The sequence below is a fragment of the Chryseobacterium ginsenosidimutans genome (assembly GCF_024807225.1).
Classification (GTDB): Bacteria; Bacteroidota; Bacteroidia; order Flavobacteriales; family Weeksellaceae; genus Chryseobacterium; species Chryseobacterium ginsenosidimutans.
This window is the reverse complement of sequence record NZ_JANUCO010000001.1, coordinates 3,975,280-3,994,684: the sequence shown is the minus strand read 5'-3', so window position 1 is coordinate 3,994,684 and position 19,405 is coordinate 3,975,280. Positions and strand designations below refer to the sequence as shown.

General features: G+C 32.8%; 22 protein-coding genes. 8 read left to right on the top strand and 14 right to left on the bottom strand.

What is annotated here, in order from left to right; genetic code table 11:
* Positions 1-80 precede the first annotated feature (80 nt).
* From J3D55_RS18655 to J3D55_RS18645, 3 genes are all read right to left on the bottom strand, one after another.
* Positions 81-1,799 carry a S41 family peptidase gene (locus tag J3D55_RS18655; RefSeq protein WP_259133124.1) on the bottom strand — a complete coding sequence of 573 codons (1,719 nt, stop codon included), beginning with the start codon at positions 1,797-1,799 and terminating at the stop codon, positions 81-83.
* A gap of 76 nt (positions 1,800-1,875) precedes the next feature.
* Complete coding sequence (locus tag J3D55_RS18650) at positions 1,876-2,415, bottom strand: GNAT family N-acetyltransferase (RefSeq protein ID WP_259133114.1); 540 nt, start codon at positions 2,413-2,415, stop codon at positions 1,876-1,878.
* A gap of 3 nt (positions 2,416-2,418) precedes the next feature.
* On the bottom strand, positions 2,419-2,745 hold the full coding sequence (locus J3D55_RS18645) for a hypothetical protein (RefSeq protein ID WP_259133112.1): 327 nt from the start codon (positions 2,743-2,745) through the stop codon (positions 2,419-2,421).
* Between the two features lie 389 nt (positions 2,746-3,134).
* Here J3D55_RS18645 and pafA point away from each other — a divergent pair, with 389 nt between their 5' ends.
* Positions 3,135-4,781, top strand: a complete 1,647-nt coding sequence (pafA, locus tag J3D55_RS18640) for an alkaline phosphatase PafA (protein ID WP_259133110.1) — start codon at positions 3,135-3,137, stop codon at positions 4,779-4,781.
* Positions 4,782-4,868: 87 nt separating this feature from the next.
* Here pafA and J3D55_RS18635 read toward each other — a convergent pair whose 3' ends face one another.
* The 10 genes from J3D55_RS18635 to J3D55_RS18590 form a co-directional block, all read right to left on the bottom strand.
* Positions 4,869-5,996 (bottom strand): tetratricopeptide repeat protein, encoded by a 1,128-nt coding sequence (locus J3D55_RS18635; protein ID WP_259133108.1) that lies wholly within the window; start codon positions 5,994-5,996, stop codon positions 4,869-4,871.
* Entirely contained in the window at positions 5,993-7,573 is a 1,581-nt protein-coding gene (locus J3D55_RS18630) for a helix-turn-helix transcriptional regulator (RefSeq protein ID WP_259133106.1), read from the bottom strand. The genes J3D55_RS18635 and J3D55_RS18630 overlap by 4 nt, the downstream gene beginning before the upstream one ends.
* A gap of 210 nt (positions 7,574-7,783) precedes the next feature.
* Complete coding sequence (locus tag J3D55_RS18625) at positions 7,784-7,984, bottom strand: hypothetical protein (protein WP_259133104.1); 201 nt, start codon at positions 7,982-7,984, stop codon at positions 7,784-7,786.
* Between the two features lie 859 nt (positions 7,985-8,843).
* Positions 8,844-9,152: a barstar family protein gene (locus J3D55_RS18620; RefSeq protein WP_259133102.1), complete on the bottom strand. Its 309-nt coding sequence runs from the start codon at positions 9,150-9,152 to the stop codon at positions 8,844-8,846.
* Positions 9,149-9,688 (bottom strand): matrixin family metalloprotease, encoded by a 540-nt coding sequence (locus J3D55_RS18615; protein WP_259133099.1) that lies wholly within the window; start codon positions 9,686-9,688, stop codon positions 9,149-9,151. The genes J3D55_RS18620 and J3D55_RS18615 overlap by 4 nt, the downstream gene beginning before the upstream one ends.
* Positions 9,689-9,752: 64 nt before the next feature.
* The gene (locus tag J3D55_RS18610) at positions 9,753-10,250 is read right to left on the bottom strand and encodes a ribonuclease domain-containing protein (RefSeq protein ID WP_259133097.1); all 498 of its coding nucleotides are present in this window, start codon (positions 10,248-10,250) and stop codon (positions 9,753-9,755) included.
* An 87-nt stretch (positions 10,251-10,337) separates the two neighbouring features.
* A complete protein-coding gene (nadE, locus tag J3D55_RS18605; protein ID WP_259133095.1) occupies positions 10,338-11,129 on the bottom strand; it encodes an NAD(+) synthase in 792 nt (263 codons plus the stop codon).
* A 21-nt stretch (positions 11,130-11,150) separates the two neighbouring features.
* On the bottom strand, positions 11,151-12,140 hold the full coding sequence (locus tag J3D55_RS18600; protein WP_259133093.1) for a leucine-rich repeat domain-containing protein: 990 nt from the start codon (positions 12,138-12,140) through the stop codon (positions 11,151-11,153).
* A 72-nt stretch (positions 12,141-12,212) separates the two neighbouring features.
* A complete protein-coding gene (locus J3D55_RS18595) occupies positions 12,213-12,734 on the bottom strand; it encodes a GNAT family N-acetyltransferase (protein ID WP_259133091.1) in 522 nt (173 codons plus the stop codon).
* A gap of 3 nt (positions 12,735-12,737) precedes the next feature.
* Positions 12,738-13,376, bottom strand: coding sequence for a leucine-rich repeat domain-containing protein (locus tag J3D55_RS18590; RefSeq protein ID WP_259133089.1), 639 nt, complete (start codon positions 13,374-13,376; stop codon positions 12,738-12,740).
* Between the two features lie 51 nt (positions 13,377-13,427).
* Between J3D55_RS18590 and gldB the strand changes: the two genes are divergently transcribed.
* The 7 genes from gldB (at position 13,428) to J3D55_RS18555 (ending at position 18,354) form a co-directional block, all read left to right on the top strand.
* Positions 13,428-14,411: a gliding motility lipoprotein GldB gene (gldB, locus tag J3D55_RS18585; RefSeq protein WP_259133087.1), complete on the top strand. Its 984-nt coding sequence runs from the start codon at positions 13,428-13,430 to the stop codon at positions 14,409-14,411.
* Positions 14,412-14,461: 50 nt separating this feature from the next.
* Positions 14,462-14,788, top strand: a complete 327-nt coding sequence (gene gldC, locus J3D55_RS18580; RefSeq protein WP_259133085.1) for a gliding motility protein GldC — start codon at positions 14,462-14,464, stop codon at positions 14,786-14,788.
* 97 nt (positions 14,789-14,885) lie between these two features.
* Positions 14,886-16,025: a cystathionine gamma-synthase gene (locus tag J3D55_RS18575; protein ID WP_259133084.1), complete on the top strand. Its 1,140-nt coding sequence runs from the start codon at positions 14,886-14,888 to the stop codon at positions 16,023-16,025.
* A gap of 129 nt (positions 16,026-16,154) precedes the next feature.
* Positions 16,155-16,634, top strand: a complete 480-nt coding sequence (locus tag J3D55_RS18570; protein ID WP_259133065.1) for a nuclear transport factor 2 family protein — start codon at positions 16,155-16,157, stop codon at positions 16,632-16,634.
* Positions 16,635-16,640: 6 nt separating this feature from the next.
* Positions 16,641-17,087 carry a GNAT family N-acetyltransferase gene (locus J3D55_RS18565; RefSeq protein WP_259133063.1) on the top strand — a complete coding sequence of 149 codons (447 nt, stop codon included), beginning with the start codon at positions 16,641-16,643 and terminating at the stop codon, positions 17,085-17,087.
* 83 nt (positions 17,088-17,170) lie between these two features.
* Positions 17,171-17,674: a DinB family protein gene (locus J3D55_RS18560; RefSeq protein WP_259133061.1), complete on the top strand. Its 504-nt coding sequence runs from the start codon at positions 17,171-17,173 to the stop codon at positions 17,672-17,674.
* A gap of 131 nt (positions 17,675-17,805) precedes the next feature.
* Positions 17,806-18,354 (top strand): L-threonylcarbamoyladenylate synthase, encoded by a 549-nt coding sequence (locus J3D55_RS18555; protein ID WP_259133059.1) that lies wholly within the window; start codon positions 17,806-17,808, stop codon positions 18,352-18,354.
* A 26-nt stretch (positions 18,355-18,380) separates the two neighbouring features.
* Here J3D55_RS18555 and J3D55_RS18550 read toward each other — a convergent pair whose 3' ends face one another.
* Entirely contained in the window at positions 18,381-19,358 is a 978-nt protein-coding gene (locus J3D55_RS18550) for a hypothetical protein (RefSeq protein WP_259133048.1), read from the bottom strand.
* Positions 19,359-19,405 lie beyond the last annotated feature (47 nt).

Here is a 19,405-nt window from a genome sequence, read left to right as displayed (position 1 = left end):
AGTGTAAACCTTTTGTCACACTGAGTTTGTCGAAGTGTCTTGCGCCTTTGCGAAGAACCAACAAATCGTTAATTCAAATCTTATTTAAAAGAATTCAAAACCCTTTCAAATTCGAGATCGCGACCTTCAAGAAAATCCTGATCTGTATATATAATCAATTCATTAATTCTGACTCCTGTTTGTTGGGTTTGGGAATTGTCAGGATAAAAAATTCCGTTTCCTGTAAATTCCAAAAGATAATCTCCCGGAAGATTTACTTTCACCAAATCTCCGTCTGCACCGGCTGTTTGCTGACCGATTGTTAAAGATTGCGGGAAAATTTTCTGAAGACTCATCGTGTACCATTCGCTTGCACTTTGCGATTCGGGATTAACGAGAATGAAAACTTTCCCCTGATATTGATGCGTTTTTTTATCTTTAATTTGAGTAAAATAATGACTCGAATCGTCCAAATACACAAACGTACCGATGTTTTTAAGATTGGGAGCATAATATTTGTAAAAATAATTTTCAGTAGGAGAGAAGTATTTGTAGATAAAATGATTCACAAAACCGCCCCAATCGGGATACGCTCTCATATCGAAAACGATCGCCTTTTTTTGTGCAGCATTGCTTACAATACTGTCCATCACTGTATCTATTTTGTCGTCGCTCAGCTCATTAATAAACTGGTAGGTGTGATTGATTTTAAAATAAGCAATATCATTATTATTAATTTTTCGATTTTCTCTTTTCTTGATTTTCTCCTGTAAATAAGTTACGATCAAATCATATTTTTCCTTATTTGAAGCGTCAATCATATCAATTTTTGTGGAAAATTTCTTATTGGTTTTCGCTGATTTTACTTCTAAAGTCTTTTGTTGAAGATCATCTGTCCAGATCAGATTATTTTCATATTTTGAAAGCATGTACACCAGTTTTTCAGTATTGGAAGTCGATAACAATTCTCCTTTTTCTTTGAGGATTTGAGGAATCGTTTTTCTATTAATGGAAGTAATTCTGTCTCCAACATTGATCTGATCTTTTGAACAGATTTCCGGAAAAATAAGTTTTGTTACCAAAATATGATCGTCAACAATCTGAAAATCAAATGGCGCAAGATAATTGCCGTGAAAAATATCTTTCTTATAATTCAACTGTTTGTAAAAACTGAATGAATGACTGTCTTTAAATTTTGAAACCAATTTTGCCAATACAATTTCAAAATCTTTTCTTGACGTTATTTTTGAATTTTCATCTAAAACATTTTTAAAATATTCGTCAAAACCTTTATCCATAATGTATTTGTGTGGAAAAAGATAATCGACAGTTCCCTGGATTTTCGCCAATGTCAGCAAACGGTATTCAGACGAAAGGTTCTCATTTTTCGGAAGCGAATATTTTTTTTCATCACTTACCGATTTTCCTTCTTTTAAAAGTTCAAAATTGTATCGATGATTATAAATAGAATTCAAAAAAGATTTGTTTTCGGAATTTATTTTTCCGTTTTTCTGAAACCAGTCGAAATTCTGATTTTTTGTCAGAACATCTTTTGAAGTCTCTGTAGGAGCCTGATTTTTAAAGTTTTTATTTAAATTTTGTGATAATTTCCCTATTACGGAATTAAAATCATCTTTTGAACTGATATTTTTAAGAGTAGTTAAAAACAAACTGTCGGCATCAATTTTTCCGCTTGCGACATCGGGATGATAATATTTAATAAAATTCCATGTTTTCATGAAATCATTGTATTGATATTTCTGAGCGAAAATAAATTGCTGAAATAGACAAAAGAATAAAATAAATGTGGCTTTTTTCATGATAATAAGTAATTTATAAATATAATATTTATCTATTAATTAAAAATATTTATTATCATCGATGAGAGAATTATTTTCAACTCATCACATCAAAACTCATGAATACAGCTGTTTCTGTAGAGTCTTTGTACAGTTTTGTATTGATTCCTGTAATGGCAAAACCTGCTTTCTTGTAGAATTGTATCGCCGGATAATTGGTATTTTGCGTTTCAAGCTCGACCATTCGGCATTGCAATTCTCTTGCTTCCCGATTAACCGCTTTTATTAATAATCTTCCGATATTTTGCCCTCTGAATTCTTCGCTGATCAAGATATTTTCAATGAAAAGACTGTTATTCCATGCTCTGAAATCACAGATAATCCAGCCGACGATTTTACCTTCATGAAAAGCGCCGAAAGAATGATTTTGTTCAATAATTTTATTTAAATCATCAATATCAGCGGAATTTGTTTCCCAAATTTTTGTGTACGATTGATTTTTTTCTCTTATACTAAATTCAAATGTATTGGAAACCTCAATAGCAGAAACAACGAATATTTTATCAGTTTTATAGCCGTTGAATCCCCAACTGAGTGTCGGATTTTCAGTTAGTTTTTCTAGTTTTTTGATTTCCATAGATTAAAAATCTATTGTTTTAGAATTAAAGGAATTCCCTTTTGTAGAGTAAAGAACAATTTGTAACAGCACCAAAACCGAAATAACGGCAACTCTTACCAACGCATTTTCTGAAAATCTTTCGCGGATAACTTCCATGTAATTGATCTTTTCAATGGTAAATTTTTTGAGCTGATCTATATTAGTAAAATCGTTTACTTTTGTGATCTCCGAATTGATTTCTGCGTCGTTCAGCGTTTTGGCAACATTAATGAGGTTGATGTTGCTCATAAATAACCATCCAAACAATATAATTGAAATGAATAATAAAAAAGGTCTGATGAGTTTCATGAATAAAGTGTTTTTTGGGAACATTAAGAACATTGTTGTGTTTCCCCAAATTTAAATAAATCATTTTTAAAAAGGGGATGAATTTATAAAATGTGTGTAAAAGTTTCGTCTTTAAACAAATTGTTAACAATCAGTTAATCACAAAAAATACAAAAGGTTAACACATTAGTTTTAAAAGAATCAAAGATTTTATTCTTTTATGAGTTTTTACTTTCATAATGAGCAGAATTTTAATTGATTAATAATAGATCTGTATCTTTTGTGGTTAAATTTTTTTATTAGTTTAATGGGTTTGTAAATAAATATATACAAGGTCGAAATTAATTAAAATTTCACATACCAAAATTTTCAAAACATGTAAATTTGTCGTCAACAAAAATTTTTACTGAATGCTTAGGAAAATTTCGATTGCGACGGCTACTTTCTTGTCCGTACTTACAATCAATGCGCAGAAGAACAAAAATTCTCAGTTAGAAAGACCAAAACTCGTTGTAGGTTTGGTGGTAGATCAGATGAGGTGGGATTATTTGTACCGTTTTTACAGCAAATACGGCAATGATGGTTTCAAAAGACTTTTGAATACAGGATATTCTTTAAATAACGTTCATATTCCTTATGTTCCCACGATTACAGCTTTGGGGCATACTTGTATTTATACAGGTTCTGTTCCGGCGATTCATGGGATTGCAGGAAATGACTGGACAGATAAGGAAACAGGACAAAATGTATATTGTACAACAGACGAAAGCGTAAAACCGGTAGGAACGACCAATGCAAAAGTGGGAAGTCATTCTCCGAAAAATCTTTGGTCGACCACTATTTCTGATGAATTAAGATTGGCAACCAATTTTCAGGGGAAAGTAATCGGTGTTTCCTTGAAAGACCGCGCTTCTATTCTTCCGGCGGGTCACAATCCGAACGGAGCTTTTTGGTTTGATGATTCTTCAGGAGATTTTATTACAAGTTCTTGGTATATGAATGATCTTCCTCAATGGGTAAAATCTTTCAACTCCCAGAATTTACCGGATAAATTGGTGGCAAACGGTTGGAATACTTTGCTTCCGATCAATCAGTACACAGAAAGTTCACCGGATAATTCTTCTTGGGAAGGTTTGTTGGGAAGTTCAAAAACGCCGACTTTCCCTTACAGTAATTTACCGGCTGATTATCAGGCGAAAAAAGATAATATTCGTTATACACCTTTCGGAAATACGTTAACTTTAAAGTTGGCTGAAGCCGCTGTAGAAGGAGAAAAATTAGGAAGTGATGATGTTGTGGATATGTTGGCTATTAACTTAGCTTCAACAGATTATGCAGGTCACAAATTCGGTCCTAATTCTATTGAAGTGGAAGATGTTTATTTAAGATTAGACCAGGATTTAGCTCAGTTTTTCAATTATCTGGATACGAAAGTCGGAAAAGGGCAGTACACGGTTTTCCTTTCTGCAGACCACGGTGGAGCGCATTCTGTAGGCTTTTTACAGGAACATAAAATAACCACAGGTTTCTTCGGAGAAGGAATGGAAAAAGATATCAATCAAAAATTAAAAGATAAATTCGGGGTTGATAAACTAATCAATTCGGTGGAAAATTATCAGGTTTATTTCGACAGAAAATTAATGAGAGATAATAAGCTGGAATTGGATGATATCAGAAATTTTACCATTAAAGAATTAGAAAAAGATTCTACGGTTTTATATGCTGTTTCTGTAGAAAAAGTACAGGAATCTACTATTCCGGAACCTATTAAACAAAGAATTATCAACGGGATCAACAGACAGAGAAGTGGCGATATTCAATTGATTTCTCACGACTCTATGCTTCCTCCATATTCAAAAACAGGAACTACGCACAGCGTTTGGAATTCTTATGATTCGCACATTCCGTTGATTTTTATGGGATGGGGAATTCAGCATGGAGAAAGCAATAAGGCATACAATATGACAGATATTGCACCGACTGTTTCTTCGTTATTAAAAATTCAGTTTCCAAGCGGAAATGTCGGAAACCCGATTACTGAAGTTATTGGAAAATAATTTTGAAATTATATAAAACTTAAAAATCCTTAGCTGTTTCGGTTAAGGATTTTTTATTGCTTTAAATTTTAAATAAAACGATAAAAATTAAGATCTTATCAACCGTTGAATTTCTTTATGATACTTTTTGTTCTGTCTTCTGAATTTAAAAATAAATGTGAGAAGCAACACAATAATCAACGTTCCAAGACCAATCACAGAAGCAAGGCAATATTTAAATTGAGTGGTAAGTTCTTCACTTTTTATTAAAGTTTCCTTATTATGGTTATCAATGGCTTGGTTAATGGAGTTCAGTTCGTTTTGCTCTCTTTTGAAGCGCATTTCAAAATACTTTTTATTGTAAATCTGATATTGATTTTGATTTCCCAGCGCCAGATAATTATCCGCCATTTCTTTAAAAATCCCTTCATTAAGAACCAAGTCGTTCGTGTTTTTACACAGATTTTCAGCTTTCATTAAGAAATCAAGAGCAGTCTGATGTTGCTGCTTTTGTTTGTAAACTTCTGCCATTCCTTTCAAAGCGAAGGCTTCCAGACTTTTTGCATGATTATTTTGAGCATATTTAGCAGATTCCAAAAATGCCTGTTCGGCTTTATCGATTTGATTAAGATTAAGATAACAATGACCAATATTGTAGAAAACAATACTCATATTGGCATACGTTTTTGGAGAATTTATTTTTTTAAAGCTTTCAATAGATTTTAAGAACTTTTCGAGAGCAATTTCAGAATTCGACTGGCTTTTGTAGATCATCCCTCGAATAGCGTAGCTTCTGGCGGTTTCACTATTTTTTTCGTAAGAATCATCCGGAATTTTTGCGAGATATTCGTCTGCTTCGTCCAATGTTTCCAGACTTTTACTGAATAATTCCATCTGCTGATATTGTATCGCAACAGAAATTAAAACTCTTGTCTGGATTTTCAAATCGTTCGTTTTTGCTCCTAATTCTTTAGCTTTTAAAATATATTTAAGCGATTCATTAAAATCTCTTTTTGCAATATTCGCGGTAGAAAGAAGCATGTAAAGCGAAATAGATTTGCTGATGTCTTTCTCTTTTTTAAGCAGATTTTTAACGATACGTATCGCATTATCGGGATTGTCATAAATTTCAAGATCCGCTTTTTCCAAAAGAACAGAATCAGAAGTTTTCTGTGCAAAAACCGTGATTTGACAGATCAAAAATACAACCGAAATAAATTTTAACACTAATTTCATGATGTTCTGCTTTTACTTATTTCTTGAATATATACGTTTGGAGACATTCCTGTCACAGATTTGAAAATCGTTGTAAACGCGCTGTGAGAAGAGAATCCCGAATATTCTGCAAGATAACTTACCTTATAATTTAGATAAGTAGGTTCTGTTTTTAATAAATGAGCAATGTGGTTGATTCTCAATTCATTAATATATCCGTTGAAATTTTTTCCTTTCGTATTATTAATGACCTCAGAAAGGTATTTTGTATTTACTCCTATTTGTGCAGAAAGCATAGAAAGTGACATATTTTTGCTTAAATATTCATCAGTTTCTTCCCATTCTTCTAGTTTTTGTAGAATTTCGTCTTCTTTTTCTTTAGAAACTTTATTTACGTTGAGAATTTCGTCTTCTTTCGGAACATCAGCCTGAATCTGAATTGATTTTTCTTTTTTCTTCTGTTTTTCAAAGAATTCAAACTGCTTTTTTAAATCTTTATTCTTACTTTTTAAGGCTAAAAAATAGATAAATAAACTGACGATAATCAATAAAAAAATAGAAGCAAGAATCCAGAAACGGCTTGATTGATTTTGTTTTTGAAATTCAAGGCTTTTATTTTGCGAATTTTCAACAAGTTTTACAATATATCGTATTGCTTCTTTTGTACTTACATCTATTTGTGCTCTGGAATCTACATAAAGTTTGTTATATTGATGGTATTTTTCGTTGTTGTGAAGCGCTAAATAATTTTTAGATAAAGAGGCATAAATTCTGTATTTCAAAGGATTATAAGAAAGGTTTTCTATTTCTGAAAGTCCTTTTTCAAGCTCATTAATTGCCGAATTGTAATCCCCTTTTACAAAATAATATCTTGAAAGATTTTCATAGGCTAAAGCAGATAAAAAAGGATTGTCATTCTGTTTTTCAATACTTAAAATGACACCGGAGAGAATTTTTTTTGCTTCTTCCGGTTTGCTTTGCTGCATCAGATAAGAAGAACGGAAAATCTTATTTTCAAGGCTTGTGATTTTATTTTCTTCATTATGATAATCAATATATTGATCACTTTTCTTTAAGTTTTCCAGAGCTGAAGCCGGATTTCTGTTGATCCCCAAATTAAGAGCCTGAAGCTGATAAAGTTTTGCAATTAAGATTCTCATTATCTTATTATCACTTCTTACCAATTTATCTTCGGATAAAAGATCGAAAATAATTTTTTGAGACTGTCTGTAAAGATCAAGGTTTTGATACTGATCTGCGAGATTATAATCCCCAAAAACCTGCATAAAATAAGATAGATTTTTCTTCTCTTGAAATTCTTCTCTCTGGCTCGCAATATTTACAGACTGCAGATAATCGCCTTTCATAGCATAAGCCTGAGAAATGATATTTCTTAAGATTATTTTATGCTCAATATTCTGGTCACTGTTTAAAATACTTAGAGAATAAGTGATGCAGTCGTCCGGATTTTGATATAATTTTTGAAAAGCTTTATCCGCCAAAATATTAAAATCGGGACCAGATTGTGCTTTCAGGAAAACCGAAAACAGAAGGATGAGCAATATTTGGATGTTTTTTGTCAATGTTTCTTTTTTCAAAAGAATGTTTTTATGTGGTTTCTTCTCAATCACAAAAAGAATATCTTCAAAATGGTGTTTTTATATATTGTTGATTTTTAATTGTTTATTGTTTTTGTTCTTTTAAATTTCGTGAATTTTATAAGCTAAAAGCTTTTGAATAGGTAAATATAATATTAATATTGTTCAAACCAAATCCAAAATATTAATCTGATACATTAAGAAAAACGTTTATCCATAACGAAGAAAATTTTGGAAATTGTTCTCGTTTTGCTCTTTGAAAAATACGTATTGATGACCAATAGCAGTAACAGGAAATTGTAAAATTCCGTAACTGATGTCATCCCTACGAACGAAAATAGTAATAAAAAGGACAGCAATGCTGAATCCTTTGTCCGGAAGTTTTTCTCCGGATTTATATAGATGACACATCCTAATTCCACAGCCTTCTTCAAAGGTAGTGTTCGGGATCCTCCGCAAACAGCGGGTTAGTTATTGGCTTTTTTTTAGATCCCTGCACTTCCGATAATTGGAGAAGGCTCTTTTTTAATGAATAGAATGTGTTAATTCAATAAGAATCTCAAGTTTAGTTTAGAAATTGCTGTGAAACGGAGTGATTTTTCTCTTCCGTTGGCAATTTCTAATAATGTCTGAACTACAAAAATATATCATCTGAATCTGGATGAAAAGAGATAAAAGAATTTACAAAATGGTCGGTCAAAAGGTAAAGATGTTGTCGTCTGTTGAGAGTCGGATTGATGTATCGTCTTTATCTATAGGGAATTATTTGTGTTACAGTTATTCGTGAGAGGGGAAGTTTCACAAGGTTTTATATTCATAAAACAAAATTAGGCAATACCAACACACTTAAAAGAAACTTAGACCAAAAAACTCGCAGAATCTTTCTGCGAGTTTTGTTTTTTATTGATGAATTAGAGCCTGTTTAAATTTTATATTACAAATTTTGTAACCTGTTTGAAAATGTATTTTTTTGAAGGTGAAAGTTTTTACATTGAAAGACTTAAGATCTTTTCAAACAGAATCTGTTATTCTTTTTAACGCAAAGATTCTATTTACATTACGCATTATTTTTAGAAGGCAAAGGCAAATAAAATTTACTTCGCAAAGCGTGAAAACAGCGCTTCATCAAATCAACTTGTTGATTCATCTTTGCTCATTTTATACTAAGTACTGTTGAATAAATCGTTGCATTAAAAAATCAGCAGTAAATTTTAAAATGTTTGAATCAAATTTAAAACAGACTCTTAGTTTAAACTAATTTGATATTTAATTATTCTTCATCTGTAACATCTTCTTCGTCATCTTCATATTGCTCCAGATAATAGGTAAAACTAAAATCTTCTGCTTCGTCTTCCGCATCTTCCAAAGTCGTTAGAAGGTCTTCAAAAGTTTCTAGTTGATCTACCGTCATATTCACAAATTCGATATGAAGCGGCATTTCCAGCGCACCCGTAATCACATCAGAAAGTGCATCCAGATTATCCCCAAAATGCTCAGGAAGGGCAATTTTTTCTTTTAATTGAGCATAAAAGTCTTCATAATCTCCTATGTCTGTAAAATCTATATATATTGTACTCATATTGAATTGAATTTCCAGTTTTTATTAATTAGAACTTGTTTACATTTTTTACAAAAGTCGGTTTCTTCATCGGTGGGATTTTTACCTTGCGCATCTCTCATAAAGCAAGTTTTTTCCGGGCAATGTCTTAAACCTTGCGTATGACCAAGCTCATGAATGGCTATTTTAAAAAATTGTTCGTTAGAATTTTGTTTATTTAATCTGAAATTTGAAGCAACACAAGCTTTTCCGGGTGTGAAGCCTAAACCCATCACTCCAAAATCTTTTATTTTTCCTTTGGTTGTACTAATATCTTTTGAGGTTAAACCAATAATTACAAAACCTTCTTTTGCATTTTTAGATAAAAATTTAATTATAGAATCTGCTCTATAACGATTTCTTTCTTTATAATAAGTGTTTTCGGGGAAATCGATCGGATCTAAAATCTTGATGTATGGATAAACCTTTTTGATTTCATTAGTGACCATTTGAACCTTTTCAGATGGGATGTCTTTAAACGGCTGCACCAAAATGGTAATCGGTTTTTCTTCCTTCATCGTTTTCTGCTGATTTTTTGAGCAGGAAATAATGAAGGTTAAAAATAATAGGATGAAACAAAATCTACTGCTTCTCAAAACTCTTATAATGATTTTTAGTAAGATAAACATCACCGTTTTTAGTGAAAATAATCCGGTCAGAATTTCTGTTTCCGCAAGTGTAATTCACATCCGCTTCAAAATATTTTTCATCGTTGGGAAGATTTCCTTCTCTGTTGCCAAATGTATCTCCGCCAATTGCTTTTCCCGGCAAAACGTCACAAAGATTTCCTTTTGCAGGATTCCAGCCTTGTTGTCGGGCTTCATTTTTTGTGAGGTAATAATCCGGAAGCTTATGATTTTGTTTTACATAATTAATTACCGTTTTCTCTTCCGTCAACTGATCGATAGATTGTTGAGAAGAATTTCCTGAATTATCATTTATTTTTCCATATTCAACAATGGCTGTATTTGTTGAAACTGTTTTTTTATCCGCAATAAAATTATTGTAAACATACATCGCCGACATTCCGAAAAGAAGTCCTATAAAGACGAACAAAAGAGATCTTATTTTACCATTCATATTTTTAAAATTAAAATGTAGCAATATAACAATCTACCAGTTTATCAATATTGTTACATTTTTACACTGATAAATTGTTACATTAATTTACGCTCTCCATTCCTCCGGAACATCGCAAATCGGGATCGGAACCATTTTATGTTTTGCCGCTTTATGCATTCTGTCGAAAATCATGAAAACTTCTTTGTCGCGACCTTCATAATCATCAACGGCTTTTGTACCATATTCTTTCTGAATTTTTTCCAGTTCAGGATACGTTGCCCCGATTTGGTCTTCGTCTGTTCTTTCAGCATCCCAAAGTCCGTCCGTAGGAATTGCATTTTGGATACTTTCGATAAGATTTAAACCTCTTGCCAATTCATAAACCTCAGTTTTATAAAGATCAGCGATTGGCGAAACATCAACACCGCCGTCGCCATATTTTGTATAGAATCCGATTCCGAAATCTTCTACTTTATTTCCTGTTCCACAAACCAAAAGCCCGTGAAGCTGACCAAAATAATATAAATTCAGCATTCTGAATCTCGATCTTGTATTTGCCAAAGCCAGATTATTGCTCCATTTTCCTTCCGCATGATCATGAACAACATTTTCAAAACTTTCGAAAACAGGAGTCAGATTGATCGTTTTTCCCTGAACATTCGGGAATTTTTTCTTTAAATCTGCAATATGATCCTGCGCTCTGTTTACCTGATCTTCTTTCTGACGGATCGGCATTTCCAAAAGTAAAACCTCCAATCCCGTCATTGCGCAAAGTGTAGAAACCACACCGGAATCTACACCTCCCGAAACTCCAATTACATATCCGTTTACATTCGCTTTCGTTGCATAATCTTTCAGCCAGCTTACAATATGATCTATTACTTTTTGTGTCTGCATTGTTTATATTTTAAGTTTATATTATTTAACAGGTGGGGGAACATTTTTCGGATAATCCCATAAAATCTCAGTGTTTGATCCTTTGGTTCTGTTGATATTAACGATCTTTGGATTTCCGATAAGATCAACGGATTTCAAACTGGGATTGTTTGAAATATTGAGGTTTTTGAGAGGATTACCAGAAGCTGTAATATAGGTAAGTTTAGTATTTTTAACAACACTAAGATGAGAAATTTTATTCCCTTCTAAATTTAGATTCAGAAGTTCAAGATTAAAATCTGTATTGATTTCAATTAATTGGTTATCTGTAAGTTCTAAGTGTGTAAGACTTTTATTCGCAGTGATATCTATCTTTGAAAGAAGGTTTTGGTTCAGATTTAAAATCTTTAGTTCAGGATTTTTACTTATGTTAATCGACTTTATTTTATTTCGGTACAGCAAAATATAATACAACTGAGGATTTTGGGAAAAGTCTAACTTGGTAAGCTGATTAACAGGCGCAGAAAACCATTGTAGAGCCTTATTAAAAGACAAATCAATAGTGCTAAGTTGATTATTTGAAATTTGTAACTGTTCCAGATTGGGGTAATTCTTAGGCTCAAAATGAGTCAGTTGATTTTCAGATAAATTTAATTTTGTCAGGTTACCGACATTTTTTACAGATAATGATGTAAGATTATTTTTTACAAGATTAATTTCTTTAAGATTAGGCATATCTGAAAATTCGGCAGTGTCAAGTTGACAATTCCAACATTTAAAAACTTCCAGTTTCGGGAGATTTTTCAAGCTGATATTCTTTAAATTTTTTCCGTTTATCGAAAAAAAAGTGAGGTTGGGAAGCAAATAAATATCTTCGAGAGAAGTCACTTCAAAACCATTCATATTAAAGACTTTTTCTATTTTTTCAGCTTCATCTTTCTCAATTTTTCGGTTTCTGTTTAAGTCAAATTTTTCTGAAACCAAGGCAGCCTCAAAGTTTTTATCTTTAAAAATAATTTCCTGACATGACATGGTTGTTAATGCAAAAATCAGTAAAAATGTTAAGAAATGTTTTGTTTGTTGACAGCCCACAATGATTGTACTTTAATTATTTTTTCTTTTTAGTTCATACCAGAAACACAGTCCGTCCGGTTCTGTGAATTCACCGGTTTTTTCGAAGCCTAATTTTCTTAAAATGTGATTTGAACCTTCATTTTCACAATGAGCCATCGCATAAATTATATCTATATTGAGATCATTAAAACCATAATCCAAAGAAGCTTTTGCTGATTCTAGTGCATAGCCTTTTCCCCAATATTCCGGCATGAAACGATAACCAAGTTCATAAATATTGTTATAACCATTGATCTCTTGGGTTAAAAATTTTAATCCGCTCCAGCCAATTAATAAATTACTTTCCTTTTCAATCACAGCGAGTCTTCCAATACCATTGTCCAGGTATTGTTGTTGGATCATTTTAATAATATTTTTAGATTGGCCGATGTCTGAAAGAGGAGGAACTCCGATGTATTTCATGACTTCCGGATTCGAGTCAATGAGAAACACACGTTCAAAATCTGTTTCTTCAAATTTTCTCAAAATCAGTCTTTTCGTTTCTAGATGCATGGTTTATTGTTGCTGAAATCCAAAAATGCTAACATCTTTTGCGCCTTTTTTAATGTCGGTTTCCTTCAATGGATTTTGTTTGACATTTAAAGTCTGCAAATTCAGATTTTCCGAAATATCCAGTTTTTGGATCTGATTATGTTCAAGATTTAAGTTTTTTAGATTTTTGAGCGCACTTAAATCAATGGTCTTAATTTTATTTAAAGATACGGTTAATTGGTCAATTCTTGGAGTCGTTTTTAGCGAAATATTTTCAATATTATTGTTGTCTAGATATAATGAAGCCAGACTTTTTACATTTTCAGCCTTAAAATTTGAAATCTTACAGCCGGTACAGGAAAAAAGCTGTACATGATCCATATTTTTAAGGGAAACATTGGGAATGATGTTGTCATCAAGGATAATCATTTTTGCATTTTTGAAGTAAGAAATATCATCGGCAACATTAATTTCTTTTTTTACTAAAAATAAATTTTCAACTCGGTCGGCTTCAAACTGATTAATTGCACCGTCTTTATTGATGTCGAAATTTTCAACCACCGCTTTTTCAAAATTTTTATCTTTAAAAACAAGATTTTGACCGTAAAAAAGGGGGATTGCCGAAATCAAAAAGAGAGATGTAATTATTTTGTTTTTCATCATTATGTTATGTTTAAATCATTATTTTTGTAAACTTTAATTTCGTGTAAAAATATGAAGATTTTCAGAATTATTGCGCTTTCTTCGGTATTAGTTTTGGGGTTGAATTCTTGTAAAAAAGAAACTCAGAATCAATGGAACGTGGAAGTCAAAAACCCAGCAGAAAAGGTAGAAATCACAGATATTTCTAAAGATTTGTATGACCAGAATATTCCTTTGGATCAGTTTAAAGCTAAGTTTCCGTGGTTTCAGGGAACGGTAAGCGATGCTGATTTCGGAAAACGAAGAGCCGATCCCGAGGAAATCAAAATTTATAAAGAAGCTATCGGGAAAATAGACGAGAAAAAGCTTCAGTCCGACCTTCAGGATTTGTTTTCTCATATCAAATTTTATTTCCCGGAATTCAAAAGTCCGAAAGTATTTTTGTTTTCGTCGTCTCTACAGATGATTCAGGATCCGATTTTTTATGATGCTAAAGGAAATCTTTTGTTTATAGATATTTCAGGTTTCATGGGAGATGGAAACGCTAATTATAAAGGATTGGAACTGTATTTTCAGAAATCAATGAACCCTAATAATATCGTTCCGAAAGTAGCACAGATGTTTGCGGAAGGTTTTGTAAAAGAATCTGCAGATCATCAGAAATTTATCGATGTGATGATTTTTAACGGGAAAATAATGATCCTTAAAGACGCATTTTTGCCGACTTATCCGGATTATCTGAAAATGAATTATACCCAAAAACAATACGAATGGACCGTTTCTAACGAAGCCAATATCTGGAACTATTTCGTAGAAAATAACCTGATTTTTGGCGACGATCACAGATTGGAAGACCGTTTTATTGCACCGGGACCGTTCTCAAAATTTTATACGGAAATCGACAACGAATCTTCACCGCAGGTCGGAATTTTTGCAGGATGGCAAGTGTGTAAAGCTTATTTTCAGGAAAAACCTGAGACAAAACTTCTCGATTTCCTGAAAATGGATGCAACAGTGATATTTAATCAGTCGGGATATAAGCCGAAACTTAAATAGAAATTAAAAGAATTAGTAGAATTTAAAATTTTAGAAATAAATAGAAAGTTATGAGAAAAACTCAGATTACGATAGATGTAGAATTGGATGAAAACCACATCCCGGAATTAATGACTTGGAATGCAGCAGATGGCGGAGTGGAAAAAGAAGAAACAAAAGCTGTCATGATTTCTGTTTGGGACGAAAAAGCAATGGAAGCTTTAAGAATCGACCTTTGGACAAAAGAAATGCCGGTTGACCAAATGAAAATGTTTATGCATCAGATTTTAGTTTCTCTTGGAAGTACGTATCAAAGAGCAACAGGAGAGGAAGATGTGGCACAGTGGATCGAGCAGATCGCGGAAGAATTTGCTATTAAATCTGCAATAAAAATGTAAATAATAATAAAATGTAACAATTTACCAGTATAACAATGTAACAATTTTTTAAGCATTGGTAAACTGGTAAATTGTTATATTGTTAAATTATAAAACAATGAATTTTAATACAAAAGTTATACACGGAGGACAACATCACGAATCTGCAACGGGTTCTGTGAACGTTCCTGTATTTTTAACGTCTACATTCGCACAAAAAAGTCCGGGAGTACATTCCGGTTACGAATATTCAAGAGCGGCCAACCCTACAAGACAGGCTTTGGAAGACTCTTTGGCAAGCATTGAAAACGGAGCAAGAGGTTTGGCTTTCGGTTCTGGTTTGGCTGCTATCGACTGTGTTTTAAAATTATTAAATCCTGGTGATGAGGTAGTTGCAGTTGATGATTTGTATGGTGGAACGTACAGAATGTTTACAAGACTTTTTGAAAAATATCAGTTGAAATTTACTTTCGTGAATTTTGATGATGCTTCGAAAATCGCAGACGTTATTACAGACAAGACAAAACTGATCTGGATTGAAACACCAACCAATCCGTTGATGAAATTGGTTGATATTAAGGCTGTTGTAGAAATTGCAAAAGGAAAAGATATCCTTGTTGCGGTTGACAATACTTTTGCGACACCTTATCTTCAAAGACCGATTGATATGGGAGCGGATATCGTAATGCATTCTGCGACGAAATATTTAGGAGGTCACTCTGACGTTATTGCCGGAGCTTTGATCGCAAAAGACACTGAATTGGGAGAAAAGCTTCACTTTATTCAGTTTGCAAGTGGTGGAATTTTAGGACCTCACGATTCTTATTTGGTGTTGAGAGGAATTAAAACCTTAGCTTTAAGAGTGCAGAGACATTCTGAAAACGGAATGGCAGTGGCAAAATATCTTGAAAATCACCCTGCAGTTGCTCAGGTAATTTATCCGGGATTAGAATCTCACCCGCAATATGAATTGGCAAAATCTCAGATGAAAGATTTCGGAGGAATGGTTTCTTTCACTTTCAAATCAGGTAAAAAAGAAGATGCGATCAAGTTTTTAGAAAAAGTGAAAGTTTTCACTTTGGCAGAATCTCTTGGTGGCGTAGAATCTTTGGCAAATCATCCTGCTTTAATGACTCACGCTTCAATTCCTGCAGAAAAACGTGCTGAATTGGGAATTACCGATGATTTGGTTCGTTTAAGCGTCGGAATCGAAGATGCGGAAGATCTAATCGCAGATTTGGAAAGAGCTTTTTCTTAATTAAATAATAATTTGAAATTCTTAGCAAGCTTTGCTGAGTGAAACGCCTTTGCGAACTTAAAAACGTTTAGTAGTCAAAAAAATCCTTGGCGAGCTTTGCGTTAAAAGAATTATTTAAAATAAATCATAATGAGAAAGATTCAGATTTTATTGTTATTAATTGTAAGCCAGATTGCCTATTCTCAGGTAAAAAATACCGATGAATTGTACAAAACGGCAAAAAAATTAGACAGTCTCATATTTGATATCGGATTTAATAAATGCGATCTTTCTCATTATGATTCTATCATCAGCAACGATTTGGAATTCTACCACGACAAAGGCGGAATTACTTCAGGAAAAGAGGCTTTCACAGCTTCTATCAAAAACAATATTTGCGGCGGACCGAATAAAGTGAAACGTGAATTGGTTCCGAACAGCATGAAAGTGTACCCTTTATACAACAACAATGTTTTGTATGCCTTCATTCAGGAAGGAGAACATGATTTTGCCGAATTCTCTAATGGAAAATGGAATAAAGGAAGCCGTGCAAAATTTACCATTCTTTGGATTTTAGAGGGGAAAGACTGGAAAATGAAGCGTGTTCTAAGCTACGATCATCACTTATAATTGACTATGAACAATACAAGAAAAGCTACGATTAATAATCTGTCTCAATTGGCAGAATTGTTTGATCAATACAGAGTTTTTTATCATAAAGATTCGGATATTCCGGCTGCAGAAATTTTTTTAAAAGAAAGAATTGAACATAAGGATTCTGAAATTTTCGTCGCTGAAAGTGAAGGTAAATTGGTTGGTTTTGTACAATTATATCCGTTATTTTCCTCAACGAGAATGAAGCGTTATTGGCTGTTGAATGATCTGTATGTCAACGAAAATTATCGCGGAAAAGGTTTTTCAAAAGAACTAATTGAAGAATCAAAAGAACTGGCAAAATCTACAAATGCTGCCGGAGTTTTATTGGAAACAGGTAAAGGCAACAACATCGGAAATAAGCTTTATCCAAGTTGCGGTTTCGAATTATATGATTCCGTAAACTTCTACGAATGGACAAATAAATAATATACCAATGTATCAATCTAACAGTTTACCAATTTTTTTTAATTGTTATATTGCTACACTGTTAAATTGCTAGATTAAAAATTATGACTGATTTTCAAAAATACGTTCAGAGATATTTAGATTTAATTCCATCCGAAAGTTGGTTGGAAGAATTGAAAAAATCGGGAGAAAAAACTGTTGAAATGTATTCAAACCTTACCGATGAACAATCTCTTTTTGCTTACGCCGAAGGAAAATGGACGTTGAAAGAATTGCTTTTGCATTTATCGGATGCGGAAAGGGTTTTTCAATACAGAATTTTGGCTTTTGCGAGAGGTGAAAAAAATGAATTGCCCGGTTTTGATGAAGAATTATATGCCGAAAACTCTTTTGCAAACGAAAGAAGTTTAGAATCTTTATTGGAAGAATATCAATTGATCAGAAAATCTTCGCAGATCTTATTGGAAACATTAAATCCATCTGTTTTAAATAACATCGGAACTGCCAACGGAAACCAGATTTCCGCAGAAACAATCGGGAAATTGATTGTCGGACATAATATACATCATTTGAATATTATTGAGGAAAGATATTTGCCGAAGTTATAGACGTTCAGAAATATAAATTTAGAATTATATAAAAAAATTATCAATATCAATAGGGACGGGTTTTAGCCCGTTTGTTAATATATACAACTCTTGAATTGGCTTTAGCCAAAACCTGAAATTTTCAATTAATAATGGAGAAAATCATAGAAATATTAAAATCCGGTGGAACAATTCTTTACCCAACAGACACGATCTGGGGAATTGGTTGTGATGCTACAAATATAGAAGCGGTTAATAAGATTTTTGATATCAAAAAACGCGAGAAAAACAAATCCATGATTATTTTGGTGGAAACCGAAAAAAGATTGCAGGATTTGGTTGACGTTCCGGAAATGGCTTGGGAAATTATTGATCTGAGCGAAAAACCGGTAACACTCGTTTATGAAAACCCAAAAGGATTGCCGAAAGAATTACTGGCAGAAGACGGAAGTATAGGAATCCGTTTGGTGAAAAATGATTTTTGTAAAAAATTAATCACGAAATTAAATAGGCCGATAGTTTCTACTTCCGCTAATTTTAGTGGAGATAAAAGTCCGTTGAAATTTTCTGATATTTCTCCTGAAATGATTGATTTGGTGGATTATGCAGTAGAAGAAGACCGCGAAAAAGTCTCAAAATATTCCGGTTCGTCTGTTATAAAAATCTGGAGCGACAACAGAATAAAAATTCTTCGCGAGTAAAAAGGCTATATTATGTTTGCAGAAATTTATTTCAGGTATTTTTGATAAATTTCGTCTTTTTCGGAATAAAATTTCAACGCAAATTCTTGTTTGTTATTAATGGTAATGTAAGACAGATCTGCAGAAGAATTTTCATCAGACTGTTTTCCTTTTAAGAATTTGTCGGCGGAATCTAATGTGTAGGAAAAGTTGTCAGGATTGTAACCGGATTTGCCTTTAATATTTTTTACAGTGGTAGTTTTTGGCTTGATAGAAACACTCAGATTGTCGTCTTTTTGTAATACAATTTCAGATTGGGCGTCGTATTCTATGATATTAATTTCACCATCTTTTTCATAGCGTACTCTTACAATGGTATTTAAATTTTCGTCATTTTTAAAAAGTGAAACGATAAATGCCTGATAAGCAATACCGTCGCTTCCAAACCAACCCAAAGCATCATAATAAGGAGTGATTTTGTTGGCATCAGTTATTTTTTTGTTGTAAAAGTTTTTTAAAAGATCGTACATCGGTTCGGCTCTGAAGTAGAATCTGTCAACCTGATCTGTTCTGTCCTGAGTAGACATGGTTGTATTTTTATAAACAATCGGGATTGGGTCACTACCGCTTTTATCGGATTGTGTTCCTGTTATTTTGTCTGTTTTTATATCGATTTCATACACAAAAGTATCAGGATTGTAGCTAACATCTTTTCCTTTAATAATTTTTACAGTCGTATTTTTTGTCGGGATAAAAGAAATCCTAGTGTTTCCGTTTTTTAGTTTTTCATGATAGCAATCTGCATAAAACTCTACGAGATGCTCGCTTTCATCGGTAGTATAGAGAATTCTTACCGTAGAATCTGCACGTCCGTCGTCACCGTGTTCATCCGTAATCATCATTCCGTTATATTTTATTCCGGAATTGTCGGTGAAGTCTATAAAATCTGTATAATGAACATTTTTGGCTTGGGAAAAGAGAATCGAAAACAAACACACGAAGCCAATGAATAAAAGTTTTTTCATAGTTGTTAGTTTTTAGTATTTCATAAAGATAAGGAGATTTTGTAAAT

Excerpts from the sequence above, each read along its gene's own strand:
- J3D55_RS18550 (WP_259133048.1), bottom strand. The coding sequence starts at position 19,358 with ATGAAAAAACTTTTATTCATTGGCTTCGTGTGTTTGTTTTCGATTCTC.
- J3D55_RS18555 (WP_259133059.1), top strand. The coding sequence starts at position 17,806 with ATGGAGAAAATCATAGAAATATTAAAATCCGGTGGAACAATTCTTTAC.
- J3D55_RS18615 (WP_259133099.1), bottom strand. The coding sequence starts at position 9,688 with ATGAAGGAAGAAAAACCGATTACCATTTTGGTGCAGCCGTTTAAAGAC.
- J3D55_RS18565 (WP_259133063.1), top strand. The coding sequence starts at position 16,641 with ATGAACAATACAAGAAAAGCTACGATTAATAATCTGTCTCAATTGGCA.
- J3D55_RS18655 (WP_259133124.1), bottom strand. The coding sequence starts at position 1,799 with ATGAAAAAAGCCACATTTATTTTATTCTTTTGTCTATTTCAGCAATTT.
- J3D55_RS18625 (WP_259133104.1), bottom strand. The coding sequence starts at position 7,984 with ATGTGTCATCTATATAAATCCGGAGAAAAACTTCCGGACAAAGGATTC.
- pafA (WP_259133110.1), top strand. The coding sequence starts at position 3,135 with ATGCTTAGGAAAATTTCGATTGCGACGGCTACTTTCTTGTCCGTACTT.
- J3D55_RS18595 (WP_259133091.1), bottom strand. The coding sequence starts at position 12,734 with ATGCATCTAGAAACGAAAAGACTGATTTTGAGAAAATTTGAAGAAACA.
- J3D55_RS18570 (WP_259133065.1), top strand. The coding sequence starts at position 16,155 with ATGAGAAAGATTCAGATTTTATTGTTATTAATTGTAAGCCAGATTGCC.
- J3D55_RS18590 (WP_259133089.1), bottom strand. The coding sequence starts at position 13,376 with ATGATGAAAAACAAAATAATTACATCTCTCTTTTTGATTTCGGCAATC.
- J3D55_RS18560 (WP_259133061.1), top strand. The coding sequence starts at position 17,171 with ATGACTGATTTTCAAAAATACGTTCAGAGATATTTAGATTTAATTCCA.
- J3D55_RS18645 (WP_259133112.1), bottom strand. The coding sequence starts at position 2,745 with ATGAAACTCATCAGACCTTTTTTATTATTCATTTCAATTATATTGTTT.
- J3D55_RS18650 (WP_259133114.1), bottom strand. The coding sequence starts at position 2,415 with ATGGAAATCAAAAAACTAGAAAAACTAACTGAAAATCCGACACTCAGT.
- gldB (WP_259133087.1), top strand. The coding sequence starts at position 13,428 with ATGAAGATTTTCAGAATTATTGCGCTTTCTTCGGTATTAGTTTTGGGG.
- J3D55_RS18610 (WP_259133097.1), bottom strand. The coding sequence starts at position 10,250 with ATGAATGGTAAAATAAGATCTCTTTTGTTCGTCTTTATAGGACTTCTT.
- J3D55_RS18575 (WP_259133084.1), top strand. The coding sequence starts at position 14,886 with ATGAATTTTAATACAAAAGTTATACACGGAGGACAACATCACGAATCT.
- nadE (WP_259133095.1), bottom strand. The coding sequence starts at position 11,129 with ATGCAGACACAAAAAGTAATAGATCATATTGTAAGCTGGCTGAAAGAT.
- gldC (WP_259133085.1), top strand. The coding sequence starts at position 14,462 with ATGAGAAAAACTCAGATTACGATAGATGTAGAATTGGATGAAAACCAC.
- J3D55_RS18635 (WP_259133108.1), bottom strand. The coding sequence starts at position 5,996 with ATGAAATTAGTGTTAAAATTTATTTCGGTTGTATTTTTGATCTGTCAA.
- J3D55_RS18600 (WP_259133093.1), bottom strand. The coding sequence starts at position 12,140 with ATGTCATGTCAGGAAATTATTTTTAAAGATAAAAACTTTGAGGCTGCC.
- J3D55_RS18620 (WP_259133102.1), bottom strand. The coding sequence starts at position 9,152 with ATGAGTACAATATATATAGATTTTACAGACATAGGAGATTATGAAGAC.